General features: G+C 69.9%; 17 protein-coding genes. 10 read left to right on the forward strand and 7 right to left on the reverse strand.

All coding sequences use genetic code 11. The annotated features are described in order from the left end of the window. Window positions 1-409 precede the first annotated feature (409 nt). From ligA to gyrA, 6 genes are all read left to right on the forward strand, one after another. Window positions 410-2,926 carry an NAD-dependent DNA ligase LigA gene (gene ligA, locus AC1PK7_RS09785; protein WP_481100656.1) on the forward strand — a complete coding sequence of 839 codons (2,517 nt, stop codon included), beginning with the start codon at window positions 410-412 and terminating at the stop codon, window positions 2,924-2,926. Further along, window positions 2,923-3,408: an N-acetyltransferase family protein gene (locus AC1PK7_RS09790; RefSeq protein ID WP_481100657.1), complete on the forward strand. Its 486-nt coding sequence runs from the start codon at window positions 2,923-2,925 to the stop codon at window positions 3,406-3,408. The genes ligA and AC1PK7_RS09790 overlap by 4 nt, the downstream gene beginning before the upstream one ends. Further along, the gene (gene epmA, locus AC1PK7_RS09795) at window positions 3,408-4,358 is read left to right on the forward strand and encodes an EF-P lysine aminoacylase EpmA (protein WP_481100658.1); all 951 of its coding nucleotides are present in this window, start codon (window positions 3,408-3,410) and stop codon (window positions 4,356-4,358) included. Before AC1PK7_RS09790 ends, epmA begins: the two co-directional genes overlap by 1 nt. Window positions 4,359-4,494: 136 nt before the next feature. Then, complete coding sequence (locus tag AC1PK7_RS09800; RefSeq protein ID WP_481100659.1) at window positions 4,495-5,202, forward strand: DUF3011 domain-containing protein; 708 nt, start codon at window positions 4,495-4,497, stop codon at window positions 5,200-5,202. Between the two features lie 69 nt (window positions 5,203-5,271). Next, window positions 5,272-6,336, forward strand: a complete 1,065-nt coding sequence (gene mtnA / locus AC1PK7_RS09805; RefSeq protein ID WP_371181866.1) for an S-methyl-5-thioribose-1-phosphate isomerase — start codon at window positions 5,272-5,274, stop codon at window positions 6,334-6,336. A gap of 208 nt (window positions 6,337-6,544) precedes the next feature. Then, window positions 6,545-9,361, forward strand: coding sequence for a DNA gyrase subunit A (gyrA, locus tag AC1PK7_RS09810; RefSeq protein WP_481100660.1), 2,817 nt, complete (start codon window positions 6,545-6,547; stop codon window positions 9,359-9,361). 1 nt (window position 9,362) lies between these two features. Here gyrA and AC1PK7_RS09815 read toward each other — a convergent pair whose 3' ends face one another. Then, window positions 9,363-9,605: a hypothetical protein gene (locus AC1PK7_RS09815; protein ID WP_481100661.1), complete on the reverse strand. Its 243-nt coding sequence runs from the start codon at window positions 9,603-9,605 to the stop codon at window positions 9,363-9,365. A 118-nt stretch (window positions 9,606-9,723) separates the two neighbouring features. Here AC1PK7_RS09815 and AC1PK7_RS09820 point away from each other — a divergent pair, with 118 nt between their 5' ends. After that, window positions 9,724-12,153: a membrane-bound PQQ-dependent dehydrogenase, glucose/quinate/shikimate family gene (locus AC1PK7_RS09820; protein WP_481100662.1), complete on the forward strand. Its 2,430-nt coding sequence runs from the start codon at window positions 9,724-9,726 to the stop codon at window positions 12,151-12,153. A gap of 234 nt (window positions 12,154-12,387) precedes the next feature. On the opposite strand, the gene AC1PK7_RS09825 is transcribed toward AC1PK7_RS09820, so the two are convergent. Then, window positions 12,388-13,242, reverse strand: coding sequence for a hypothetical protein (locus AC1PK7_RS09825; protein WP_481100663.1), 855 nt, complete (start codon window positions 13,240-13,242; stop codon window positions 12,388-12,390). A 159-nt stretch (window positions 13,243-13,401) separates the two neighbouring features. Here AC1PK7_RS09825 and AC1PK7_RS09830 point away from each other — a divergent pair, with 159 nt between their 5' ends. The 3 genes from AC1PK7_RS09830 (at window position 13,402) to AC1PK7_RS09840 (ending at window position 15,319) form a co-directional block, all read left to right on the forward strand. Beyond that, entirely contained in the window at window positions 13,402-13,818 is a 417-nt protein-coding gene (locus AC1PK7_RS09830) for a hypothetical protein (protein ID WP_481100664.1), read from the forward strand. Between the two features lie 160 nt (window positions 13,819-13,978). Beyond that, window positions 13,979-14,677 carry a GDSL-type esterase/lipase family protein gene (locus AC1PK7_RS09835; RefSeq protein WP_019800857.1) on the forward strand — a complete coding sequence of 233 codons (699 nt, stop codon included), beginning with the start codon at window positions 13,979-13,981 and terminating at the stop codon, window positions 14,675-14,677. A gap of 144 nt (window positions 14,678-14,821) precedes the next feature. Then, window positions 14,822-15,319, forward strand: a complete 498-nt coding sequence (locus AC1PK7_RS09840; protein WP_481100665.1) for an N-acetyltransferase family protein — start codon at window positions 14,822-14,824, stop codon at window positions 15,317-15,319. 21 nt (window positions 15,320-15,340) lie between these two features. Here the strand turns inward: AC1PK7_RS09840 and AC1PK7_RS09845 are convergent, their stop codons facing one another. The 5 genes from AC1PK7_RS09845 to hutG all read right to left on the reverse strand — a co-directional run bounded on the left by AC1PK7_RS09845 (window position 15,341) and on the right by hutG (window position 19,859). Further along, window positions 15,341-15,967 carry a TetR/AcrR family transcriptional regulator gene (locus AC1PK7_RS09845; protein WP_420009704.1) on the reverse strand — a complete coding sequence of 209 codons (627 nt, stop codon included), beginning with the start codon at window positions 15,965-15,967 and terminating at the stop codon, window positions 15,341-15,343. After that, window positions 15,967-16,224, reverse strand: a complete 258-nt coding sequence (locus AC1PK7_RS09850) for an acyl-CoA-binding protein (RefSeq protein WP_010342548.1) — start codon at window positions 16,222-16,224, stop codon at window positions 15,967-15,969. The genes AC1PK7_RS09845 and AC1PK7_RS09850 overlap by 1 nt, the downstream gene beginning before the upstream one ends. 93 nt (window positions 16,225-16,317) lie before the next feature. Continuing rightward, window positions 16,318-17,136, reverse strand: a complete 819-nt coding sequence (locus AC1PK7_RS09855) for a hypothetical protein (RefSeq protein ID WP_420009705.1) — start codon at window positions 17,134-17,136, stop codon at window positions 16,318-16,320. A gap of 140 nt (window positions 17,137-17,276) precedes the next feature. Next, window positions 17,277-18,944 carry a urocanate hydratase gene (gene hutU, locus AC1PK7_RS09860; RefSeq protein WP_481100666.1) on the reverse strand — a complete coding sequence of 556 codons (1,668 nt, stop codon included), beginning with the start codon at window positions 18,942-18,944 and terminating at the stop codon, window positions 17,277-17,279. A gap of 51 nt (window positions 18,945-18,995) precedes the next feature. Then, window positions 18,996-19,859, reverse strand: a complete 864-nt coding sequence (hutG, locus tag AC1PK7_RS09865) for an N-formylglutamate deformylase (RefSeq protein WP_481100667.1) — start codon at window positions 19,857-19,859, stop codon at window positions 18,996-18,998. Window positions 19,860-19,978: the final 119 nt, after the last annotated feature.

Consider the following 19,978-nt stretch of genomic DNA (forward strand, 5'->3'; position numbering starts at 1 on the left):
GCTTGAGGCTGGGATTCGGGATTCGGGATTCGGGATTCGGGATTGGGGATTGGGGATTGGCAAAAGCCGGGGTGGTGGCGTCGATGGCGCTGCGCGCCCCGTACCCTCACCCCAACCCCTCTCCCGGTGGGAGAGGGGCTTCGGCCTCTCCCTTCTCCCCTCGGGACCATGGCCCCCTTCTTGGGGGAAGGTGCCCCGCAGGGGCGGATGAGGGTCCGACCGCCGCCGACACCAGAAGTCCGAGCGCGGGCTCTTGCGAATCCCCAATCCCCAATCCCCAATCCCGGGCGTCAAGCGAATCCCCAATCCCAAATCCCCAATCCCGGCCGTCCGGCCGCCAAGCCGACTCCCCGATCCCCGCCTTCCAGCTACTATCGCCCCCTCTCCGTTACCCGCCTTTCCGCTGCGCATGACCGTAACTCCCGATCCCCAGCAGCGTGTCGCCGACTTGCGCCAGCGCATCGACGACGCCAACCACCGCTACTACGTGCTCGACGACGCGTCGATTCCCGATGCCGAGTACGACGCGCTGATGCGCGAGTTGGAGGCGCTGGAGGCCGCGCACCCCGAGTTGGCCAGCGCGGATTCGCCGACGCGCAAGGTGGGGGCGCGCCCGGACGGCGGCTTTCCCGAAGTGCGCCACGCGATCCCGATGCTCTCGCTGGCCAATGCCTTCGAAACCCCGGGCGTGCCCGAGGACGCCGACGACCGCACGCGCTTCGCCGAGGTCGCCGATTTCGAGCGCCGCATCGAGCGCGAACTCGAACTGGCCGCGCCGGTGTTCTCGGTGGAACCGAAGCTCGACGGCCTGGCGATCAGCCTGCGCTACGAGGATGGCATATTCGTGCAGGGCGCCACCCGCGGCGACGGCAGCACCGGCGAGGACGTCACCGCCAACCTGCGCCAGGTACGTTCGGTGCCGCTGAAGCTGCGCGACCTCGGCGTGCCGCCGCCGGCGGTGCTGGAAGTGCGCGGCGAGATCTACATGCCGCGCGCCGCCTTCGCCGCATGGAACGCGCAGGCGCTGGAGCGCAACGAGAAGCTGCTGGCCAACCCGCGCAATGGCGCCGCCGGCTCGCTGCGCCAGCTCGATCCGGCGGTGACCCGGCGCCGGCCGCTGGCGTTCTTCGCCTACTCGGTGGGCGAGGTGCGTGGCCTGGAACTGCCCGAAACCCACTCGCAGACCCTGCAACTGCTGCGCGACTACGGCTTCCCCGTCGCCCCGGAGGCGGACACCGCCACCGGCTTCGATGGCCTGATCGCCTATTTCCGCCGCATCGGCACCGCCCGCGACACCTTGCCATACGACATCGACGGCGTGGTCTACAAGCTCGACGACTACGATCAACAACAGGCGATGGGCTTCGTCTCGCGCGCGCCGCGCTGGGCGCTGGCGCACAAGTTCCCGGCGCAGGAGCAATCCACCGTGCTGCGCGCGATCGAGGTGCAGATCGGCCGCACCGGCGCGGTCACCCCGGTGGCGCGGCTGGAGCCGGTGCAGGTCGCTGGCGTCACCGTCACCAACGCGACCCTGCACAACGCCGATCAGATCGCGCGGCTGGACGTGCGCGAGGGCGACACGGTGATCGTGCGCCGCGCCGGTGACGTGATCCCGGAAGTGGTGCGGGTGATCGAGGAGCGGCGTCCGCCCGGCACCGTGCCATGGACGATGCCGGCGGCGTGCCCGGTGTGTGGCTCCGAGCTGGTCAAGGAAGAGGACGCGGTGGCCTGGCGCTGCAGCGGCGGCCTGGCCTGCGCCGCGCAGCGCAAGGAAGCCTTGCGGCACTTCGCCTCGCGTCGCGCGTTGGACATCGAAGGCCTGGGCGAGCGCCAGGCCGATGCGCTGGTCGAGTTCGGCTTCGTGCAGTCGCTGGCCGACCTTTACGCCTTGAGCGTGGAGGACCTGGTGCGAATGAAGACCGCGCTGGACGCGGCCACTGCCGCCGACCTGCTGCAGGCGCTGGAGGACAGCAAGGGCGCGCTGGCGCTGGATGCGGCTGGCCGCGCCGCGCTGGAGGACGAGGCTGCCCAGTGGCGGCGCGCCGACTTCCTGCGCGCGCACCTGGCAGTGGACCTGGGCGGCAAGCTCGCGAGCAAGTGGGCGGAAAACCTGGTCGCCGGCATCGACGCCAGCCGCGCCACCACGCTGCCGCGCTTCCTGTTCGCGCTGGGCATTCCGCACCTGGGCGAGACCACGGCCAAAGCCCTGGCCTACTGGCTGGGCTCGCTGGCGTTCGTGCGCAGCACTCCCGCGGTGCTGCTGCAGGCCTTGCCGGACATCGGCGGCGAGGTGGCGCGCTCGATCGCCACGTTCTTCGAGCAGCCCGGCAACGCGGAGGTGGTCGATGCGCTGATCGCCGCCGGCATTCGCTTCTCCGACGAGGGCAAGCCGCCGGCGGAACTGCGCGAGCGCCTGGACCTGGCGCATCTGCTCGGCACGCTGCCGGTGGACAAGCTCGGCGGCAAGAGCGCGCAGCGCTTGGCCGCCACCTACGGCACGTTGCACGCGTTGCTGGGCGCCAACGAAAGCGGCTGGACCGGCGCCGGACTGTCCACGGCCGGCGCCGCCAACCTCGCCGCGTACCTGGCCGATCCGGCGCAGAAGCAGGCGCTCCTGGATGCCGAGGCGGCGATGCAACGCCTGCTCGATGCCGCCCCGGCGCAGACGCGGCGCCGCGCCGGCCCGCTGGACGGGCAGACCGTGGTGCTGACCGGCACGCTGACCGCGTTGACTCGCGACGAGGCCAAGGCACGCCTGGAGGCGCTGGGCGCCAAGGTGGCCGGCAGTGTGTCGAAGAAGACCGCGTTCGTGGTCGCCGGCGAGGCCGCCGGTTCCAAGCTCGACAAGGCGCAGGAGCTGGGCGTGGCGGTGTGGGACGAGGCGCAGTTGCTGGCGTTCCTGCAAGCGCAGGAGCAGGGCGCATGAGTGCGCCCGGCACGCTGCAGAACGCGTTGCGCTGGCGCACCGCCGGCGTGGCGGACCAGCCGGCCCTGCTGGAGATGCTGCAGGCGTTCTACGCCGAGGACGGCATCGCGTTCGACGCCGAGCGGGTGACGCGCGGCCTGCAGGCGCTGCTGGCGCAGCCGGCGCTGGGCGAGGCGCTGCTGTGGCTGGCGCCGGACGACGCGGTCGTCGGCTATGCGCTGATCACCGCGTGCTTCAGCGTCGAACTGGGCGGGCGCTATCTGCTGCTCGACGAGCTGTATCTGGGGCCGGCCGCGCGCGGTCGCGGCTGGGGACGGCGCGCGGTGGCGCTGGTCGAGGCGCGCGCCCGCGCGCTGGGCGTGGATGTGCTGCGGATGGAGGTCAACCACCACAACGCCGCCGCCAAGCGCCTGTACCTGGGCCTGGGCTACCGCGACGACGCGCGCGACCAACTGAGCCGCCGGCTCGACACGGCGCCGTGATGGACCTGCTGTCCGTCCTGCAATTGCGCGCCCGGCTCAACGCCGCCATCCGCGGCTTCTTCGCCGCGCGCGGCGTGCTGGAAGTGGAAACGCCGATGCTGTCGGCGGCCGGCAACACCGAGCCGAACATCGACAGCTTCCAGACCCGCTTCAGCGGCCATGTCGACGCCGGTCCGGCGCTGCGCTGGTTGCGCACCTCGCCCGAGTATCCGCTGAAGCGGCTGCTCGCCGCCGGCATCGGCGATTGCTACGAACTGGGGCGGGTGTTCCGCAACGGCGAGGCCGGCGGTCGCCACAATCCCGAGTTCACCATGCTCGAGTGGTACCGGGTCGGCTGGGATCACCGGCAACTGATCGAGGAAACCGTGGAGCTCGTGCGCACGGCGCTGGCGCTGGTCGGGCGCAGCGCCACGCTGCAGGTGCTCAGCTATCGCGACCTGTTCCTGCAGGGGCTGGGCCTGGATCCGTTCGCCGCGCCGCTGGAGGCGCTGCAGCAGCCCTTGCGCGAGATCCGCATCGAAGCCGACGGTCTGGGACGCGACGACTGGCTGGACCTGCTGATGACCCACCGCCTGCAGCCGGCGTTCCCGGTCGACCGCCTCACCGTGGTCCACGACTGGCCGGCCAGCCAGTGCGCGCTGGCGCGCGTGCGCGACGACGACCCGCCGGTGGCCGAGCGCTTCGAGCTGTATCTGGGCAGCTATGAACTGGCCAACGGCTACCACGAGCTCAACGATGCCGCCGAGCAGCGCCGGCGTTTCCTGCGCGACCACGCGCTGCGCCAGGCACGCGGCGCGGTGCTGCCGCCGCTGGACGAGCGCCTGCTGCAGGCGCTTCCGGCCTTGCCCGACTGCGCCGGCGTGGCGGTCGGCGTGGACCGGCTGCTGATGGCGATGCGCGGCACCGCGCAGATCGGCGAGGTGCTCGCCTACGATTTCGCGCATGCCTGAACCGGCCGTCACGTGTTTTCGCGGCGCCTTGTTGCGTTGTCCACACCGATGATGGTTTGATCGGGCACGGCATGCGCACGCCGCGCGCCAGCAGGTCTTCGTTGTTCAGGTTCTAGGCATAGGGGCAGAGCCAAGCATGAAGTGGGCGTACGGGCTCGGTGGCTGGTGTTGGCTGGGGTTGGCGGCAAGCATGTGGCCGATGCCGTCGCCGGCGCAGGACACCGATGCCTACGATGCCGCGGTGGTGCGCTGCGAGTCGCGCGACATGACCTGGGTGCACTGTCCGATGTCCACCGACCAGGGCGTGCAACTGGTGCGGCAACTGTCCGACAACGACTGCATCCGCGGCAGCGAGTGGGGTTCTGACGCCACCGGCGTGTGGGTCACCCTCGGCTGTCGTGCCGAGTTCCGTCCCAATCCGGTGGAGGCGCCGCGCAGCGCGATGCGCCGCGTGTTGCGCTGCGAGTCCGATGGTCGCCTCGAGAGTTGCCCGGTGATGCTGCGCGGGGCGCCGGTGCGGTTGATGCGGCAGTTGTCGTCGGTGCCGTGCCGCGAGGAGCGCAGCTGGGGCGTGCGCCGCAACGAAATCTGGGTCGCGCGCGGTTGCCGCGGCGAGTTCGAGATCGGCGCCGCCGACGGCTCCGGGTTTCCCGCCGGCCCGCGGCCGGTGTTGTGCGAATCCAAGGGCAAGGCGCGGCGCCGCTGTGGCGTCAGTGTCCAGGACCATGTGCAACTGCGCCGGCAGTTGTCCGGCGCGCCTTGCGTGCAGAACGACAGCTGGGGCTGGGACCGCGACGGCATCTGGGTCGACAAGGGCTGTCGCGCCGAGTTCAGCGTCAACTGAGCGCTGGCGCGGCGCTGTGACGCCGCGAAGCGTCCTCAATCCGCAATCGCCGGCGTTTACAATGGGGCGATGAACGCCGCCCTCGATATCGATTACGCCCGCTACGACCATATCCGCCCGATCCTGTGGACCGGCGATGCGCTGGAACTGCTGGACCAGCGCAAGCTGCCGTTTGCGGTGGAACACGTGCGCTGCAGCGACAGTGACCAGGTCGCCGCGGCGATCCACGCCCTGGCCGTGCGTGGCGCGCCGGCGATCGGCATCGCCGCCGGCTGGGGCACCGTGCTGGCCGCGCGCGAGGTGCAGGCCGAGACCGGCGCCGAGGCGCTGCTGAAGCTGGAGCCGGCCTTGCAGCGGCTCAATGCCGCGCGACCGACCGCGGTCAACCTGGCCTGGGCACTGGCGCGCATGCGCACCGCCCTGGGCGCGGCCGGCAGCGACTGGCGCTCGGTGCTGGAGCGCGAGGCGCAGGCGATCGCCGAGGAGGATCTGGCCGCCAACCGGCACATGGGCGCGCTCGGCGCGGGTCTGATCGTGCCTGGCAGCGGCGTGCTGACCCATTGCAACACCGGTTCGCTGGCCACCGCCGGCTTCGGTACCGCGTTGGGCGTGATCCGCGCCGGCGTCGCCCAGCAACGCATCGCCAAGGTGTTCGCCGGCGAGACTCGGCCCTGGTTGCAGGGCGCGCGGCTGACCGTGTGGGAGCTGCAGCAGGACGGCATCGACGCCACCCTGATCGCCGATTCGGCCGCATCGCACCTGATGAAGACCGGCGCGGTGCAGTGGGTGATCGTCGGCGCCGACCGCATCTGCGCCAACGGCGACACCGCGAACAAGATCGGCACCTACCAACTGGCGATCGCCGCGCGCCACCACGGCGTCAGGTTCATGGTAGTGGCGCCGTCGTCCACGGTGGACATGGACACCGCCGACGGCGCGCAGATCGAGATCGAGCAGCGCGATCCGGGCGAGCTGTTCGGCGTCGGCGGCACCCGCACCGTGGCCGACGGTATCGCCGCCTGGAATCCGGTGTTCGACGTGACCCCGGCAGACCTGATCGATGCCATCGTCACCGAGCGCGGGGTCATCGAGCGCCCGGACCTGCCGCGCATGCGCGCCGCCTTCGGCGGCTGAGCCGGGACACTGCGGCGGCGCCCGGCGGGCGCTGCCGAAGGCGCGCAAGTGCTTGTTCGCGCCGGCAAAACCGGGCAATCGGGCGCCCGTCATGATAGAATCCGGCGGTTCGATCGACCGCCGTGCGCCCTAGGCGTGCGGCCGCGGCGGGCCCGCCTGTCGCGGGCCGGCGTCGTGGTCGATCCGCCACCAGACTTACGGAACCCGAATGGCAGAATCCGCCAAGGAAATCATCCAGGTCAACCTGGAAGACGAGATGCGCAAGAGCTACCTCGATTACGCCATGAGCGTGATCGTGGGGCGTGCCCTCCCGGATGCGCGCGACGGCCTCAAGCCGGTGCATCGCCGCGTGTTGTTCGCGATGAACGAGTTGGGCGCGCACAGCAACAAGCCCTACTACAAGTCGGCGCGTATCGTCGGCGACGTCATCGGTAAGTACCACCCGCACGGCGACCAGTCGGTGTACGACACCCTGGTGCGCATGGCGCAGCCGTTCTCGCTGCGCTACATGATGGTGGACGGGCAGGGCAACTTCGGCTCGGTCGACGGCGACTCCGCGGCGGCGATGCGTTACACCGAGGCGCGCATGTCGCGGCTCGCGCACGAGATGATGGCCGACATCGACAAGGAAACCGTCGATTTCCAGCCCAATTACGACGAGAAGGAACAGGAACCGTCGGTGATGCCGACGCGCTTCCCGAGCCTGCTGGTCAACGGCTCGGCCGGTATCGCGGTGGGCATGGCCACCAACATCCCGCCGCACAACCTGACCGAGTCGATCAATGCCTGCCTGGCGCTGATCGACAACCCGCAGATCGACGTCGACGGGCTGATGGAACACATCCCCGGCCCGGATTTCCCGACCGCGGGCATCGTCAACGGCACCACCGGCATCGTCGCCGGCTACCGCACCGGCCGTGGCCGCGTGCGCATGCGCGCCAAGGCCGAGATCGAGATCCAGGACAACGGCCGCGAAGCGATCGTGGTTACCGAGATCCCGTACCAGGTCAACAAGGCACGGCTGATCGAGAAGATCGCCGAGCTGGTCAAGGAAAAGAAGCTCGAGGGCATCAGCGAGCTGCGCGACGAGTCCGACAAGGACGGCATGCGCATCTACATCGAGGTCAAGCGCGGCGAAGCCGCCGACGTGGTGCTGAACAACCTGTACCAGCAGACCCAGATGGAGTCGGTGTTCGGCATCAACATGGTGGCGCTGGTCGATGGCCGTCCGCAGCTGCTGAACCTTAAGCAGATGCTGGAGGCGTTCGTCCGCCACCGTCGCGAAGTGGTGACCCGCCGCACCATCTTCGAACTGCGCAAGGCGCGCGCCCGCGCGCACATCCTGGAAGGCCTGACCGTCGCGCTCGCCAACATCGACGAGATGATCGAGCTGATCAAGACCTCGGCGAACCCGAACGAAGCGCGCGAGCGGATGCTGGCCAAGACCTGGCAGCCGGGCCTGGTCGGCGCGCTGCTCAATGCGGCCGGCGCCGAGGCCTCGCGCCCGGAAGACCTGCCCAGCGGCGTCGGCCTGGTCGGCGGCGGCTACCAGCTGACCGAAGTGCAGGCCACGCAGATCCTGGAAATGCGCCTGCACCGCTTGACCGGCCTGGAGCAGGAGCGCCTGACCGAGGAATACAAGCAGCTGCTGGAGGCGATCGCCGGGCTGATCCGCATCCTGGAAAACCCGGACGTGCTGCTGCAGGTGATCCGCGAGGAACTGGTCAACATCCGCGAGGAATACGGCGACGCGCGCCGTACCGAGATCCGCCACAGCGAGGAGGACCTGGACATCCTCGACCTGATCGCGCCGGAAGACGTGGTGGTGACGCTGTCGCACGCCGGCTACGCCAAGCGCCAGCCGGTCAGCGCCTACCGCGCGCAACGCCGCGGCGGTCGCGGCCGCAGCGCGGCGGCGACCAAGGAAGAGGATTTCATCGACCAGCTGTGGCTGGTCAACACCCACGATACGCTGCTGACCTTCACCAGCAGCGGCAAGGTGTTCTGGCTGCCCGTACACCAGTTGCCCGAGGCCGGGCCGAATGCGCGCGGCCGCCCGATCGTCAACTGGATTCCGCTGGAGAACGGCGAGCGCGTGCAGGCGGTGCTGCCGGTGCGCGAATACGCCGAAGGCCGCTACGTGTTCTTCGCCACCCGCAATGGCATGGTCAAGAAGACCCCGCTGAGCGAGTTCGCGTTCCAGCGCAAGATCGGCAAGATCGCGATCAATCTGGACGAGGGCGACGCGCTGGTCGGCGTGGCGCTCACCGACGGCGAGCGCGACGTGCTGCTGTTCGCCTCCAACGGCAAGACCGTGCGCTTCTCCGAACGGCCCAAGGACGACGAGGCCGATGATGCGGCCGTCGACGAGGCCGCTGCCGACGACGGCGCCGTCGCCGACGACGAGGCCGCGGGCGAGGAGGGCGACGATGCCCGCGGCGCGCGGCGCAAGAGCCGCGGCGGGGTCAAGCCGACCGGGCGCAGCAGCCGCGGCGTGCGCGGCATCCGCCTGGCCAAGAGCGAGTACGTGGTCAGCCTGATCGTGGCCGAGCCGGCGGTGGGTCAGGACGAGGACGCCGAGGACGTCGACGCCGCGGCCGACACCGAGGTCGATGCCGAGGCGCGCAACGGCGACGAGGCCGATGCCTACATCCTCACCGCGACCGAGAACGGCTACGGCAAGCGCACCCCGCTGGGCGAGTATCCGCGCAAGGGCCGCGGCACCCAGGGCGTCATCGGCATCCAGACCAGCGAGCGCAACGGCAAGCTGGTCGGTGCGGTGCTGCTGAGCACCCGCGACGAAGTGCTGCTGATCTCCGACGGCGGCACCCTGGTGCGCACCCGCGCCTCGGAAATCTCCCGCGTCGGCCGCAACACCCAGGGCGTGACCCTGATCCGTCTGTCCAAGGGCGAGAAGCTGCAGGCGGTGGAACGCCTGGACGGCTCGCTGGTCGAGGAAGACGGGTTGCCGGGCGAGGAGGGCGCCGCCGAAGGCGCTGGCGAGGCAGCACCGCCGCAGGCGTGATCTACGCCTGAGCGAACGACGACGCCGGCCTCGTGCCGGCGTCGTCGTTTTCGGAATGACCATTGACGATGCGGGCGACCTGCTGCGCGAGCACGCCGGCGGCGGCGCCACGACCGTCGCGCGTTGTGTCGCTGCGCCACATCGCCTGCCGCCATGCCGTCGGGCAATCGTTGTCCTCGACGACACATGCCGTGTGATGCCCGGGTCGGCGCTGGATCACGAAGACCGCAAGATTGCGTGTCACTGTGTGTCGCCTGGAAACGCGTGATGTTCACTTGCAGCCTGGGATAAACGCGAGGCGGTGCGCACGCGCCGCTGCCACGGCGGATGTTCCGCGTGGCCGTGTCCTGCGAGGAGTGGCAATGAACGAATTCGAACGAACCGAGCGTCGTGGCGGCTGGCCGCTGCGGTTGCTCGGCGGGGTCTGCGCGCTGATCGGCGCAGTGCTGACGATTGGCGGCGCCTGGCTGCTGGCGCTGGGCGGCTCCTGGTACTACCTGGTCGCCGGTCTCGGCCTGGCGATTTCCGGCGTGCAGCTGTGGCGCGGCCGGCGCAGCGGCGCGCTGTGGTTCGCCGCGACCTTCCTGCTGTCGCTGCTGTGGGCGGCGTGGGAGTCGGGCACCGACTATTGGCGCTGGGTGCCGCGCATGGGCCTGATGGTGTTCCTGGCGCTGCTGCTGGCGTTGCTGCTGCCGCGGCTGGACCGACCGTTCTCGCGCACGCTGTCGCGCACGCTCGCCGCGGTGCTGGCGCTGGTGTTCGTCGGCGCGTTCGCGCTGGCGTTCCTGCCATACGGGGTGACCGAGGCCGACGGCACGCTGGCGCATGCGGCCGGTATGGCCGCGGCGCTGGCGTCCCCGCGCACCGGCGCGCAGCCGGCCGACGCGCCCGCCGATGCCGACTGGGCCGCCTACGGCCGCGACAACGCCGGCAGCCGCTACACGCCGCTGCGGCAGATCGCTCCGGACAACGTGGCGCAGTTGCGTACCGCCTGGACCTTCCGCACCGGCGACCTGCCGGACAAGCGCTGGGGCGCGGAAACCACGCCGCTGAAGATCGGCGACAGCCTGTACCTGTGCAGCGCACGCAATCAGCTGATCGCGCTGGATGCGCGCAGCGGCCGCGAACGCTGGCGCTACGATCCCAAGGTGGCGGACAAAGCGATCCCGTATACCGCCGCCTGCCGCGGCGTCAGCTACTACGCGGTGCCCGACGCCCAGGCCACGGCATCCACGGCCTGCCGCCAGCGCATCATCGAAGGCACTTTGGACGGGCGCCTGATCGCGGTCGATGCGGCCGACGGCAAGCCCTGCGAGGACTTCGGCCAGCATGGCCAGGTCGACATCACCGTCGGCATGGGCTCCACGCCGCCCGGCTATGTCTCGATCAATTCGCCGCCGACCATCGTGCGCGGGGTCGTCGTCACCGGCCACCAAGTGCTGGACGGACAGAAGCGCTACGAACCGTCCGGCGTGATCCAGGGCTTCGATGCGGTGACCGGTGCGCTGCGCTGGGCATGGGACATGACCCATCCGGACTGGACCGGCGCGCCGCCGCCGGGGCAGACCTGGACCCGTGGTACGCCCAACATGTGGACCAGCGCCGCCGGCGACGAGCAACTCGGCTACGTGTACCTGCCGATGGGCAATTCCTCGGCCGACTACTGGAGCAGTTCGCGCACCCCGCAGGAAGACCGCTATGCGACCTCGCTGGTCGCGCTGGACGTCACCACCGGCAAGCCGGTGTGGAATTTCCAGACCACCCACATCGACGTGTGGGACTACGACCTGGGTTCGCAACCGACCCTGCTGGATTTCCCGCACGACGGCACCACCGTGCCGGCGGTGCTGCTGCCGAGCAAGCAGGGCGAGCTGTACGTGCTCGACCGGCGCACCGGCAAGCCGCTGGTCGGGGTCGAGGAACGCGCGGTGCCGGGCGGCGGCGTGGAGCCGCAGCGCCGCGCCAAGACCCAGCCGTTCTCGCTGTACCACTCGCTGCGCAAGCGCGACCTGACCGAGCGCGACATGTGGGGTATGACCCCGATCGACCAACTGGTGTGCCGCATCCAGTTCCGCAGTGCCAGCTACAAGGGCATCTACACGCCGCCGGAAGCCGACCGCCATTCGATCGAGTACCCCGGCTACAACGGCGGCTCGGACTGGGGCAGCGTGGCGGTGGATCCGCGGCGGGGTGTGATCGTCGCCAACTACAACGACATGCCCAACTACAACCTGCTGGTGCCGCGGGCCAAGGCCGACAAGATGGGCTGGGCGCCGCGCGACCAGGTGCGCGGCGACAGCGGCGGCGCCGAGGGCGCCGGCGATCCACAGGCAGGCACGCCGTATGCGATCAACGTCAACGCCGGCTGGCGCCTGCCGTTCACCGGGCTGCTGTGCAAGCAGCCGCCGTACGGCGGCATCCGTGCGATCGACCTGGCCAGCGGCAAAACGCTGTGGGACCGTCCGTTCGGCAGTGCGCGCGGCAACGGCCCGTTCGGCATCCACTCCGGCTTGCCGATCGAGATCGGCACGCCCAACAACGGCGGCGCCGTGGTCAGCGCCAGCGGGCTGATCTTCATCGCCGCGGCGACCGACGACATGATCCGCGCGATCGACCTGGCCAGCGGCAAGACCCTGTGGCAGGCCAAGCTGCCGGCCGGTGGCCAGGCCACGCCGATGGTGTACGCGGTCGACGGCCGCGAGTACCTGGTCATCGTCGCCGCCGGCCATCACTTCATGGAGACCAAGCGCGGCGACTACGTGATCGCCTATGCGCTGCCGCCGGCAGGCTGATGCGGGCTGCCGCTGCGAGGTCGCGATGCGGCTTCGCGGCGGCGGGGCGGAGGCGGGAAGGGCGTGATCGCCCTCCTGCCGCGAACATGCCGATCCCGTCGCGGTGCGTCCGTTGACGTGTGTGATTTGTCGTAGGAGCGGCTTCAGCCGCGACAGGCCTTCACGCGAAAGCCTGTCGCGGCTGAAGCCGCTCCTACGCGATGGGATCGAGATACGTCCAGGTCGTGCCGGCGCCTACTCCAACTGGTCGCGCGCGAACGCCGCGTCCAGTGCTTCCATCGCATCGCGCGGCTTGAGCTTGGCGGCCTTCTCGAAGGCCGCGGCGGCAGCGTCCTCGCGCTTGTCCCCATGCAGCAACAGCAGCACGTTGGCGTGTTCGATGTGGGCGATCGGCGCGTCCGGCACCAGCTTCAGCGCCTGCTGGATGTGCTGTTCGGCGGTGGCCGCCTTGGCCCCGTAGGTGAGGCCGCCGATCATCGTGCCGACCTTGCCGATGATCTCGGCGTGGTACAAGGCCAGCGCCATGTGCGCCTCGGCATGCTTGGGCTCCAGCTCCAGCGCCGCTTCCAGCGACGTGCGCACCTTGCTGGCGATGCCCTGCTTGAGCGCCTTGACGATGCTCAATCCCTGGCTGTAGCGGCCCAGTGCGAAGGCGTGGCGGTAGTGGCTGTTGGCCTCGTCCGGCAGCGCGGCGATCGCCGCCTCGGCCAGCGCCGCGGCCTGCTGCAACCGCTGCAACTGTTCTTTCTCGTCGTCGACCAGGTAGCCGGCGTGGATGCCGATCGCCTTGACCGCGACCGAGGCACCGAACACGCCCAGCGCCTTGCCGGCCTCGTAGGCCTGCTGGAACTGCCCATCGTGGAAGGCCCGCCAGGCCTCGATCAACGCAGCCGAGAGGGTCTGCGCGTCGTGGCCCTTGCCGGCATTGCCGGCGGCATCCAGCAGCGCCTGCGCGCGTGCCGGATCCGGGTAGGGTTCCCTGTCGCCGGCGTGCAGCTTGGGCCAGGCCTTCTTCAACGCATCGCCTGCGTAGGCGTAGGCCTTGGCATCGTAAGGAAACGGCGCCCACGCGCCCGATTTTGCTGCCATGCGGATCTCCCTGTGCGGCGCCGGGCCACGGCGTCCGCGCCGAGCATGGCGCGGGCGCCGGCGCGTGGCAAGGGTGGTCGTGGATAGTGTGTTTGCTCAAGCCACCGGCGCCAGCATGGCACGCATCGGGCCACTGCCGGCCCTTCTGGAGATCGTGCGATGGCGACCAAGAAGCGTTCCACTTCCGCGCTGCGGCCGGATCGGCTGAACCCGCGGCACCTGTGGCTGGCCGGGTTGGGCGTGGTCGCGCTGACCCGCAAGCGCGCGCTGGCCGCCGCCGCCGATGCCGCGCAGGGCGCGGCGACGCTCAAGGCGCTGGCCACGCAACTGGCCGACGACGCCGAGAGCAGCGTCCGCGAGGGCGCCGCGGCGCTGCGCGGCCAGGTGCAGCCGTTGAGCGCCGAGGTCGAGGCGCGCCTGCAGCCGGTGCTGGTCAAGCTGGGGCTGAAAGCCGCGCCGCGCTCCGCCTCGCGCAAACGCCCGGCCGCGCCCGGGCGCGCCAAGCCCGCCGCCAGGAAGCGTGCGGCCGCGCGGCGCCCAGGTGCCGCCAGCAAGCGCAGTGCAGGCGCTCGATAGAAACCCGGGCGCAGACGCTGCCATGCCAGCCGCCTGCCTGCCGCGGTGGCGCGGCGCTACGGGCAGCGCATTGCACGCCGGGACTGCCGTCGGTCTGCGTATGCGGTGCGGGGAGCGATTTCACGCTCGCCAAGACAGTTCCTATTGATCACAATAAGGAATGAAAACGATTTTGTTGCTTGGCTGTCTGGCCGCCGTCCCGTTCCTTGCGCACGCCGCCGACTCGGCCGGTCGCGGAACCTGCCTTGGCGCCGTCAAGCAGGAACTCAGACTGGCCTGGCCGCAGAATCACACGATCAATATCGTGACCTTCGGGCACAGCGTGCCAGCCGGCTATTTCGTCGTTCCGGAGGTGCGCAGCAAGGAGGCGTACCCACAGCGTGTCGCCGATGCGCTGGAGCAGCTTTATCCGACCGCGGTCATCAACGTGATCACCTCGGCGGTCGGCGGCGAGAATTCCAGTCAGGGGCTGGGCAGGTTCGTCGCGGAAGGCCTGGGACATCGGCCGAAGGTGATCACCATCGACTACGGCCTCAACGACCGCAATCTGACGGTCGCGCAGTCGCGCGCCAACCTCACGGAGATGATCCGCGAGGCACGATCGGCGAACGCGTGCGTGGTGTTGATGACGCCGAGCATCGATCTGAAAGGCGATCCGCCCGCATCCAAGTCGACCCTGCTCGAACAGGTCGACATGATCCGCAGGCTTGCGAAGACGCAAGGCGTCTCGTTGGGCGATTCGTACGCGGCCTTTGCGGCTTACAAGGGAAATCGACAGGACCTGATGGCGCAGTCGAACCATCCCAATGCAAAGGGGCATCAGCTCATCGCGGACAGGTTGGTCGAACTGTTCAAGTGAGTGGTGTGCGTCGGCAGGGCCGGCGCGCGTGCGAGGCATCCGCGTCCGGGTCGTCCGGCAGCGTTGCGCGCGAGTCGGTTCGCCGTTGGCGGCGGAACGCCGCGTTCGGGCATACTCGCGTGCCGTTCCCAAGATGCCGACACCATGCAGATCCGGCCTGCGACGCTCGACGATGCCGAGGCGATGGTCGCGGTGCAGAACGCGATCTTTGCCGCCGGCCTGCGCAAGGCACCGACCGATCCGACGACGGTGCGCGCGACCTATCTGCAGCATCCCGATCGCCTGCAGTGCGTGCTGGCCGAGGACGCCGACGGACGCGTGCTCGGTTTCCAGTCGCTGCGCATCGCGCGTCCCGGCAATGCCTACGACGTCGCCGAGGGCTGGGGCATCATCGGGACCCACGTGGATCCGCGCGCGGCGCGCCGTGGCGTCGGCAGCGCGCTGTTCCAGGCGACCCGTGCGGTGGCGCGCAGCGCCGGGCTGATCCGGATCGACGCCAGCATCGCCGCCGACAATGCGCTCGGGCAGGCGTACTACGAGGCGATCGGCTTTCGCACCTACCGCACGCCGCCGGGCCTGGTGTGCAAGGTCTACGTGCTCGACGGCGCAGCCGCCGACAGCGCCACCGGGGCGAGCGTCTGACGCTGCGCAGGGCTGGGCGCCTCAATCCAGGTAGGCGTCCATCAGTGCGGCCAGGTGCGCGCGTTCGGCGTCGCGCAGGAACGGGGCGATCAATTGCATCACCTGCACGATGCCGTGGCGGATCGCCACTTGCTCGTCCTTCTCGCCGCGCGCGGCCGCGTAGTTGAGCCAGAACGTGGCCACCACCAGCACGTTGGTGGCCACGCCGCTTCTTTCCTGGGCGCTGGCGCGCATCGCCCCGGTCTGCGCCAGGCCCTCGAACACTGCCTGCACGCTGGCGTCGGCGCGGCGCAGGATGCGCGCGAAGCGCAGGCGCAGGCGCCGGCTGCGGCTGAGGATCTCGACCAGGTCGCGGTACAGGAAGCGGTAGTCCCAGATGCACTCGAACACCAGGTGCAACTGCAGCCAGATATCCTCCAGCCCCGGCAGGCGCGCGCTCGGCAGCGCCAGCGCCGTGTCCATGCGCTCCTCGTAGCGCGCGAACAGGTGCTCGATGATGTCGTCCTTGTTGCGGAAGTGGTAGTACAGGTTGCCGGGGCTGATCTCCAGCTCGTCGGCGATGTGGTTGGTGGTGACGTGCGGCTCGCCCTGCGCGTTGAACATCGCCAAGGCGGTCTCGAGGATGCGCCGCCGGGTGTCGCGGGCCATCAGGCCAGCAGCTTCTTCACCAGGTCCACGTATTTCTTCTGCGCGTCCGCCTGCGGCATGCCCTTGAGCTTGGCCCAGGCCTCGTACTTGGCGGTGCCGACGAAGTCGAAGAAGCCCGGCTTGGCGCCGCTGACGTCGCCCTCCGAGCCTTGCTTGTACAGTGCGTACAGCCGCAACAGGGTGTCGTTGTCGGGACGCTCGGCCCGCTGCTTGATGTCCTGGACCGCTTTCTCGAAGGCCGCCTTGCTGTCTGCCATGATCCCGCTCCGCCCTGACCGGCAGGCATCACAGCACGGGCGCGGGGCCGGGTCAACGCGGGGCGCGGTCGTCGGCCGGGACGGATGGCGCCGTCACAGCATCGACAATGCGTCGGCCTGGCGGCTGTCGGCGATGCGTTCGTGCGCATGCGCGGCCTGTTCGTGCGCGGCCTGCGCCTGCCGCGCCAGCGAGGCCTTGGCCGCGATGGAACGGATCGCATCGGTGACCTCGGCCAGCGGCACCTGGGTGCTGAGCCGCTGGAAGGTGTCGCGGCTGTTGTAGCCCGAACCGTCGCGCAAATACTGCTCGTACATCGTCAGCAGCTCGGTGCAGGCGGCGGTGAGGGTTTCCATGTTGTTGCGGGCCAGGGCGTGGCCGACCTGGTCCAGGTTGTGCAGGCAGTCGGACAGCCAGTGCAGGTCGTAGCGCGCGCTGGCCGGCTCCGGGCCGTTGTGGCCGCGGCTGTAGGCGCTGTAGCGACGGATGCTGCGCGCCACCCGCGCGACGTGCGCGAGCAGGGTGCCGACCTCGTCGGCGATGTCGATCTGGGCCAGGGCGATGGTCGAGGGCGGCGCGGCCGGGGTCGGCGCGGGCGCCGCCTTCGACGCTGCCGTCGAAGGGGCATTGGCAGGCGCGGCGGTGGCGGACGCCGCTGCAGCGGGCGCCGCCTCGTATTCGAGGGTTGCGCGCAGGCGCTCGTGGTCCTGGCGCAGCGTTTCCAGTTCCTGCGCGCTGGCGGCGGCCTGCGCCTTCAGTTGGCTCAGCGCTGCCTGATACCGCGCGATGGTCTCCTTCGCAGTCGCGTCGCGCCGATAGGCGTGCCCCAGACGCTGGAACAAGCCATGCGCGAACGCTGTGGCAACGGCAGCCCACAGCGCCACGGCAGGAGTGAGGTAGATCAGGATGCCCATGCAGGCTCCTTGAAACGATGCATCCCTTGTCGGCGTGCGTCAGCCGATCTTGAGGGTGCATCGTGCGAGCGGTGACGCAGTTCCGGTTTGGCGCCTCGCGGGCCGCCCGCCGCCGCCAGGCGACGGACGCCGCGTCGGCCTCAGCGCAGGATGCCGGGCAGATCCAGCTGTTTGTCGCGCGCGCACTCCAGGGCGATGGGATAGCCCGCGTCGGCATGGCGCATCACCCCGGTGGCGGGGTCGTTCCACAGCACCCGGGCGATGCGCTTGGCCGCCGCCTCGGTGCCGTCGCAGACGATGACCATGCCGGCGTGCTGCGAGAAGCCCATGCCGACGCCGCCGCCATGGTGCAGCGAGACCCAGGTGGCGCCGCTGGCGGTGTTGAGCAGGGCGTTGAGCAGCGGCCAGTCGGAGACCGCATCGGAGCCGTCGGCCATGGCCTCGGTTTCGCGGTTCGGCGAGGCGACGCTGCCGCTGTCCAGGTGGTCGCGGCCGATCACCACCGGTGCCTTCAGTTCGCCCTTGGCGACCATCTCGTTGAACGCCAATCCCAGCCGGTCGCGATCGCCCAGGCCGACCCAGCAGATCCGCGCCGGCAGGCCCTGGAACTGGATCTTCTCGGCGGCCATGTCCAGCCAGCGGTGCAGGTGCGGGTTGTCCGGAATCAGTTCCTTGACCTTGGCGTCGGTCCTGGCGATGTCCTCCGGGTCGCCGCTCAGCGCGGCCCAGCGGAACGGGCCGACGCCGCGGCAGAACAGCGGGCGGATGTAGGCGGGCACGAAACCGGGGAAATCGAAGGCATTCTCGACGCCTTCTTCCAGCGCCATCTGCCGCAGGTTGTTGCCGTAGTCCACGGTGGGCACGCCCAGCGCGTGGAAGGCGAGCATGGCGCGGATGTGGTTGGCCATCGAGGCGCGCGCGGCCTGTTCCACGTCCTTCGGCGCGCTGACGCGCTTGGCGTCCCACTGCTCGACCGTCCAGCCCTGCGGCAGGTAGCCGTTGACCGGGTCGTGCGCAGAGGTCTGGTCGGTCAGCAGGTCCGGCTTGACGCCACGCACCAGCAGTTCGTCCAGCACGTCGGCGACGTTGCCGAGCAGGCCGACCGACAGCGGCGTCTTCGCCGTGCACGATTCGGCGATCAGGCGCAGCGCCTCGTCCAGATTATCGGTCCAGGTATCGAGGTAGCCGGTGCGCAGGCGCATGTCGATGCTGCTCTTGCGGCACTCCACCGCCAGGCACGAGGCGCCGGCCATCACCGCGGCCAGCGGCTGCGCGCCGCCCATGCCGCCGAGGCCGCCGGTGAACAGCCACTTGCCGGACAGATCGCCGCCGTAGTGCTGCCGGCCCATTTCCACGAAGGTTTCGTAGGTGCCCTGCACGATGCCCTGGGCGCCGATGTAGATCCAACTGCCGGCGGTCATCTGCCCGTACATGGCCAGGCCCTTCTTGTCCAACTCGTTGAAGTGGTCCCAGTTGGCCCAGCGCGGCACCAGGTTGGAGTTGGCGATCAGCACCCGCGGCGCGTCGGCATGGGTGCGGAACACGCCGACCGGCTTGCCCGACTGCACCAGCAGGGTCTGGTCGTCGTCCAGCCGCTTGAGCGTCTCGACGATGGCGTCGAAGCTCTCCCAGTCGCGCGCGGCGCGGCCGATGCCGCCGTACACCACCAGTTCCTGCGGACGCTCGGCCACATCCGGATGCAGGTTGTTCATCAGCATGCGCAGCGGCGCCTCGGTCAGCCAGCTCTTGGCGGTGAGGGTGCTGCCGGTGGGCGCTTGGATGGTGCGGGTGGCGTCGAGGCGGGTCATGCGGGAATCCTCAGGTGGATGCGCGGAAGGCGAAAGCGCGGTGCGCGCGCGTCAGTCGGCGGCGCGGCTGGATGCGGCGGGGCGGCGGGCGAAGTCGAGGCAGGCCTGCAGCACCTGCTGCAGCACCGCGCGCAACGGCGCGGCGTGGTCGGGTTGCCACGGCGAGGGCCAGTTGCTGGGGTCTACCGTGTCGGGCTCGTGCATGTAGCCGCGGCAGGCCAGTTCCATCTGGATCGCGTGTACGCCGTCGGCCGGCGCGCCGTGGTGGCGGGTGCTCCAGCCGCCCTTGAAGCGGCCGTTGCGCACGTGGCTGAAGCCGCTGACGGCGCAGACGCGTTCGACCGCATCGGTCAGCGCTGCCGCGCAACTGCTGTCCACCGCGCCGGAGGCACCGGCGCTGCCGATGTTGAACTGCGGCAACTCGCCGTCGAACAGGTGCGGGATGCGCGAGCGGATCGAATGCGCGTCGTACACCACGATCGCCGGGTGCAGGGCGCGCAGGCGCGCGATCTCCGCGTCCAGTGCGGCGTGGTAGGGCGCGAACCAGCGCGTGCGGCGCGCGTCGATCTCGTCAGCGTCGGGTTCGGCGCCGGGTCGGTACAGCGGCTGCGCGTCGAAGGTGGTCAGCGGGCACAATCCGGTGGTGTTCTGCCCGGGATACAGCGACACCCCGGCCGGGTCGCGGTTGACGTCGATCACCGAGCGCGAGATCGCGGTGCGCACGGTGGTCGCGCCGAGCGTTTCGGCGAAGTCGTAGAGCAGGTGCACCCACCAGTCGGCATCGCGCTGCGCCAGCCACGGCGAGACGAAGCGGTCGGCCAGCCCCTCCGGCAGCTCGGTGCCGGTATGCGGGAAGCTGAGGATCAGCGGCGCATCGCCGCGGTGCACAGTGAGCCAGTCGGGCAGGGATGTCATACGGCCTCGCGGGTTGTGCGGTGTCGTAGGAGCGGCTTCAGCCGCGACCGGGCATTGCCGGGACAGCCCGGTCGCGGCTGATCCCAAAAAGGGGACAAGAGCCGCTCCTACAAGGGTTT

The sequence above is a fragment of the Xanthomonas sp. NCPPB 3174 genome (genome assembly GCF_056725205.1).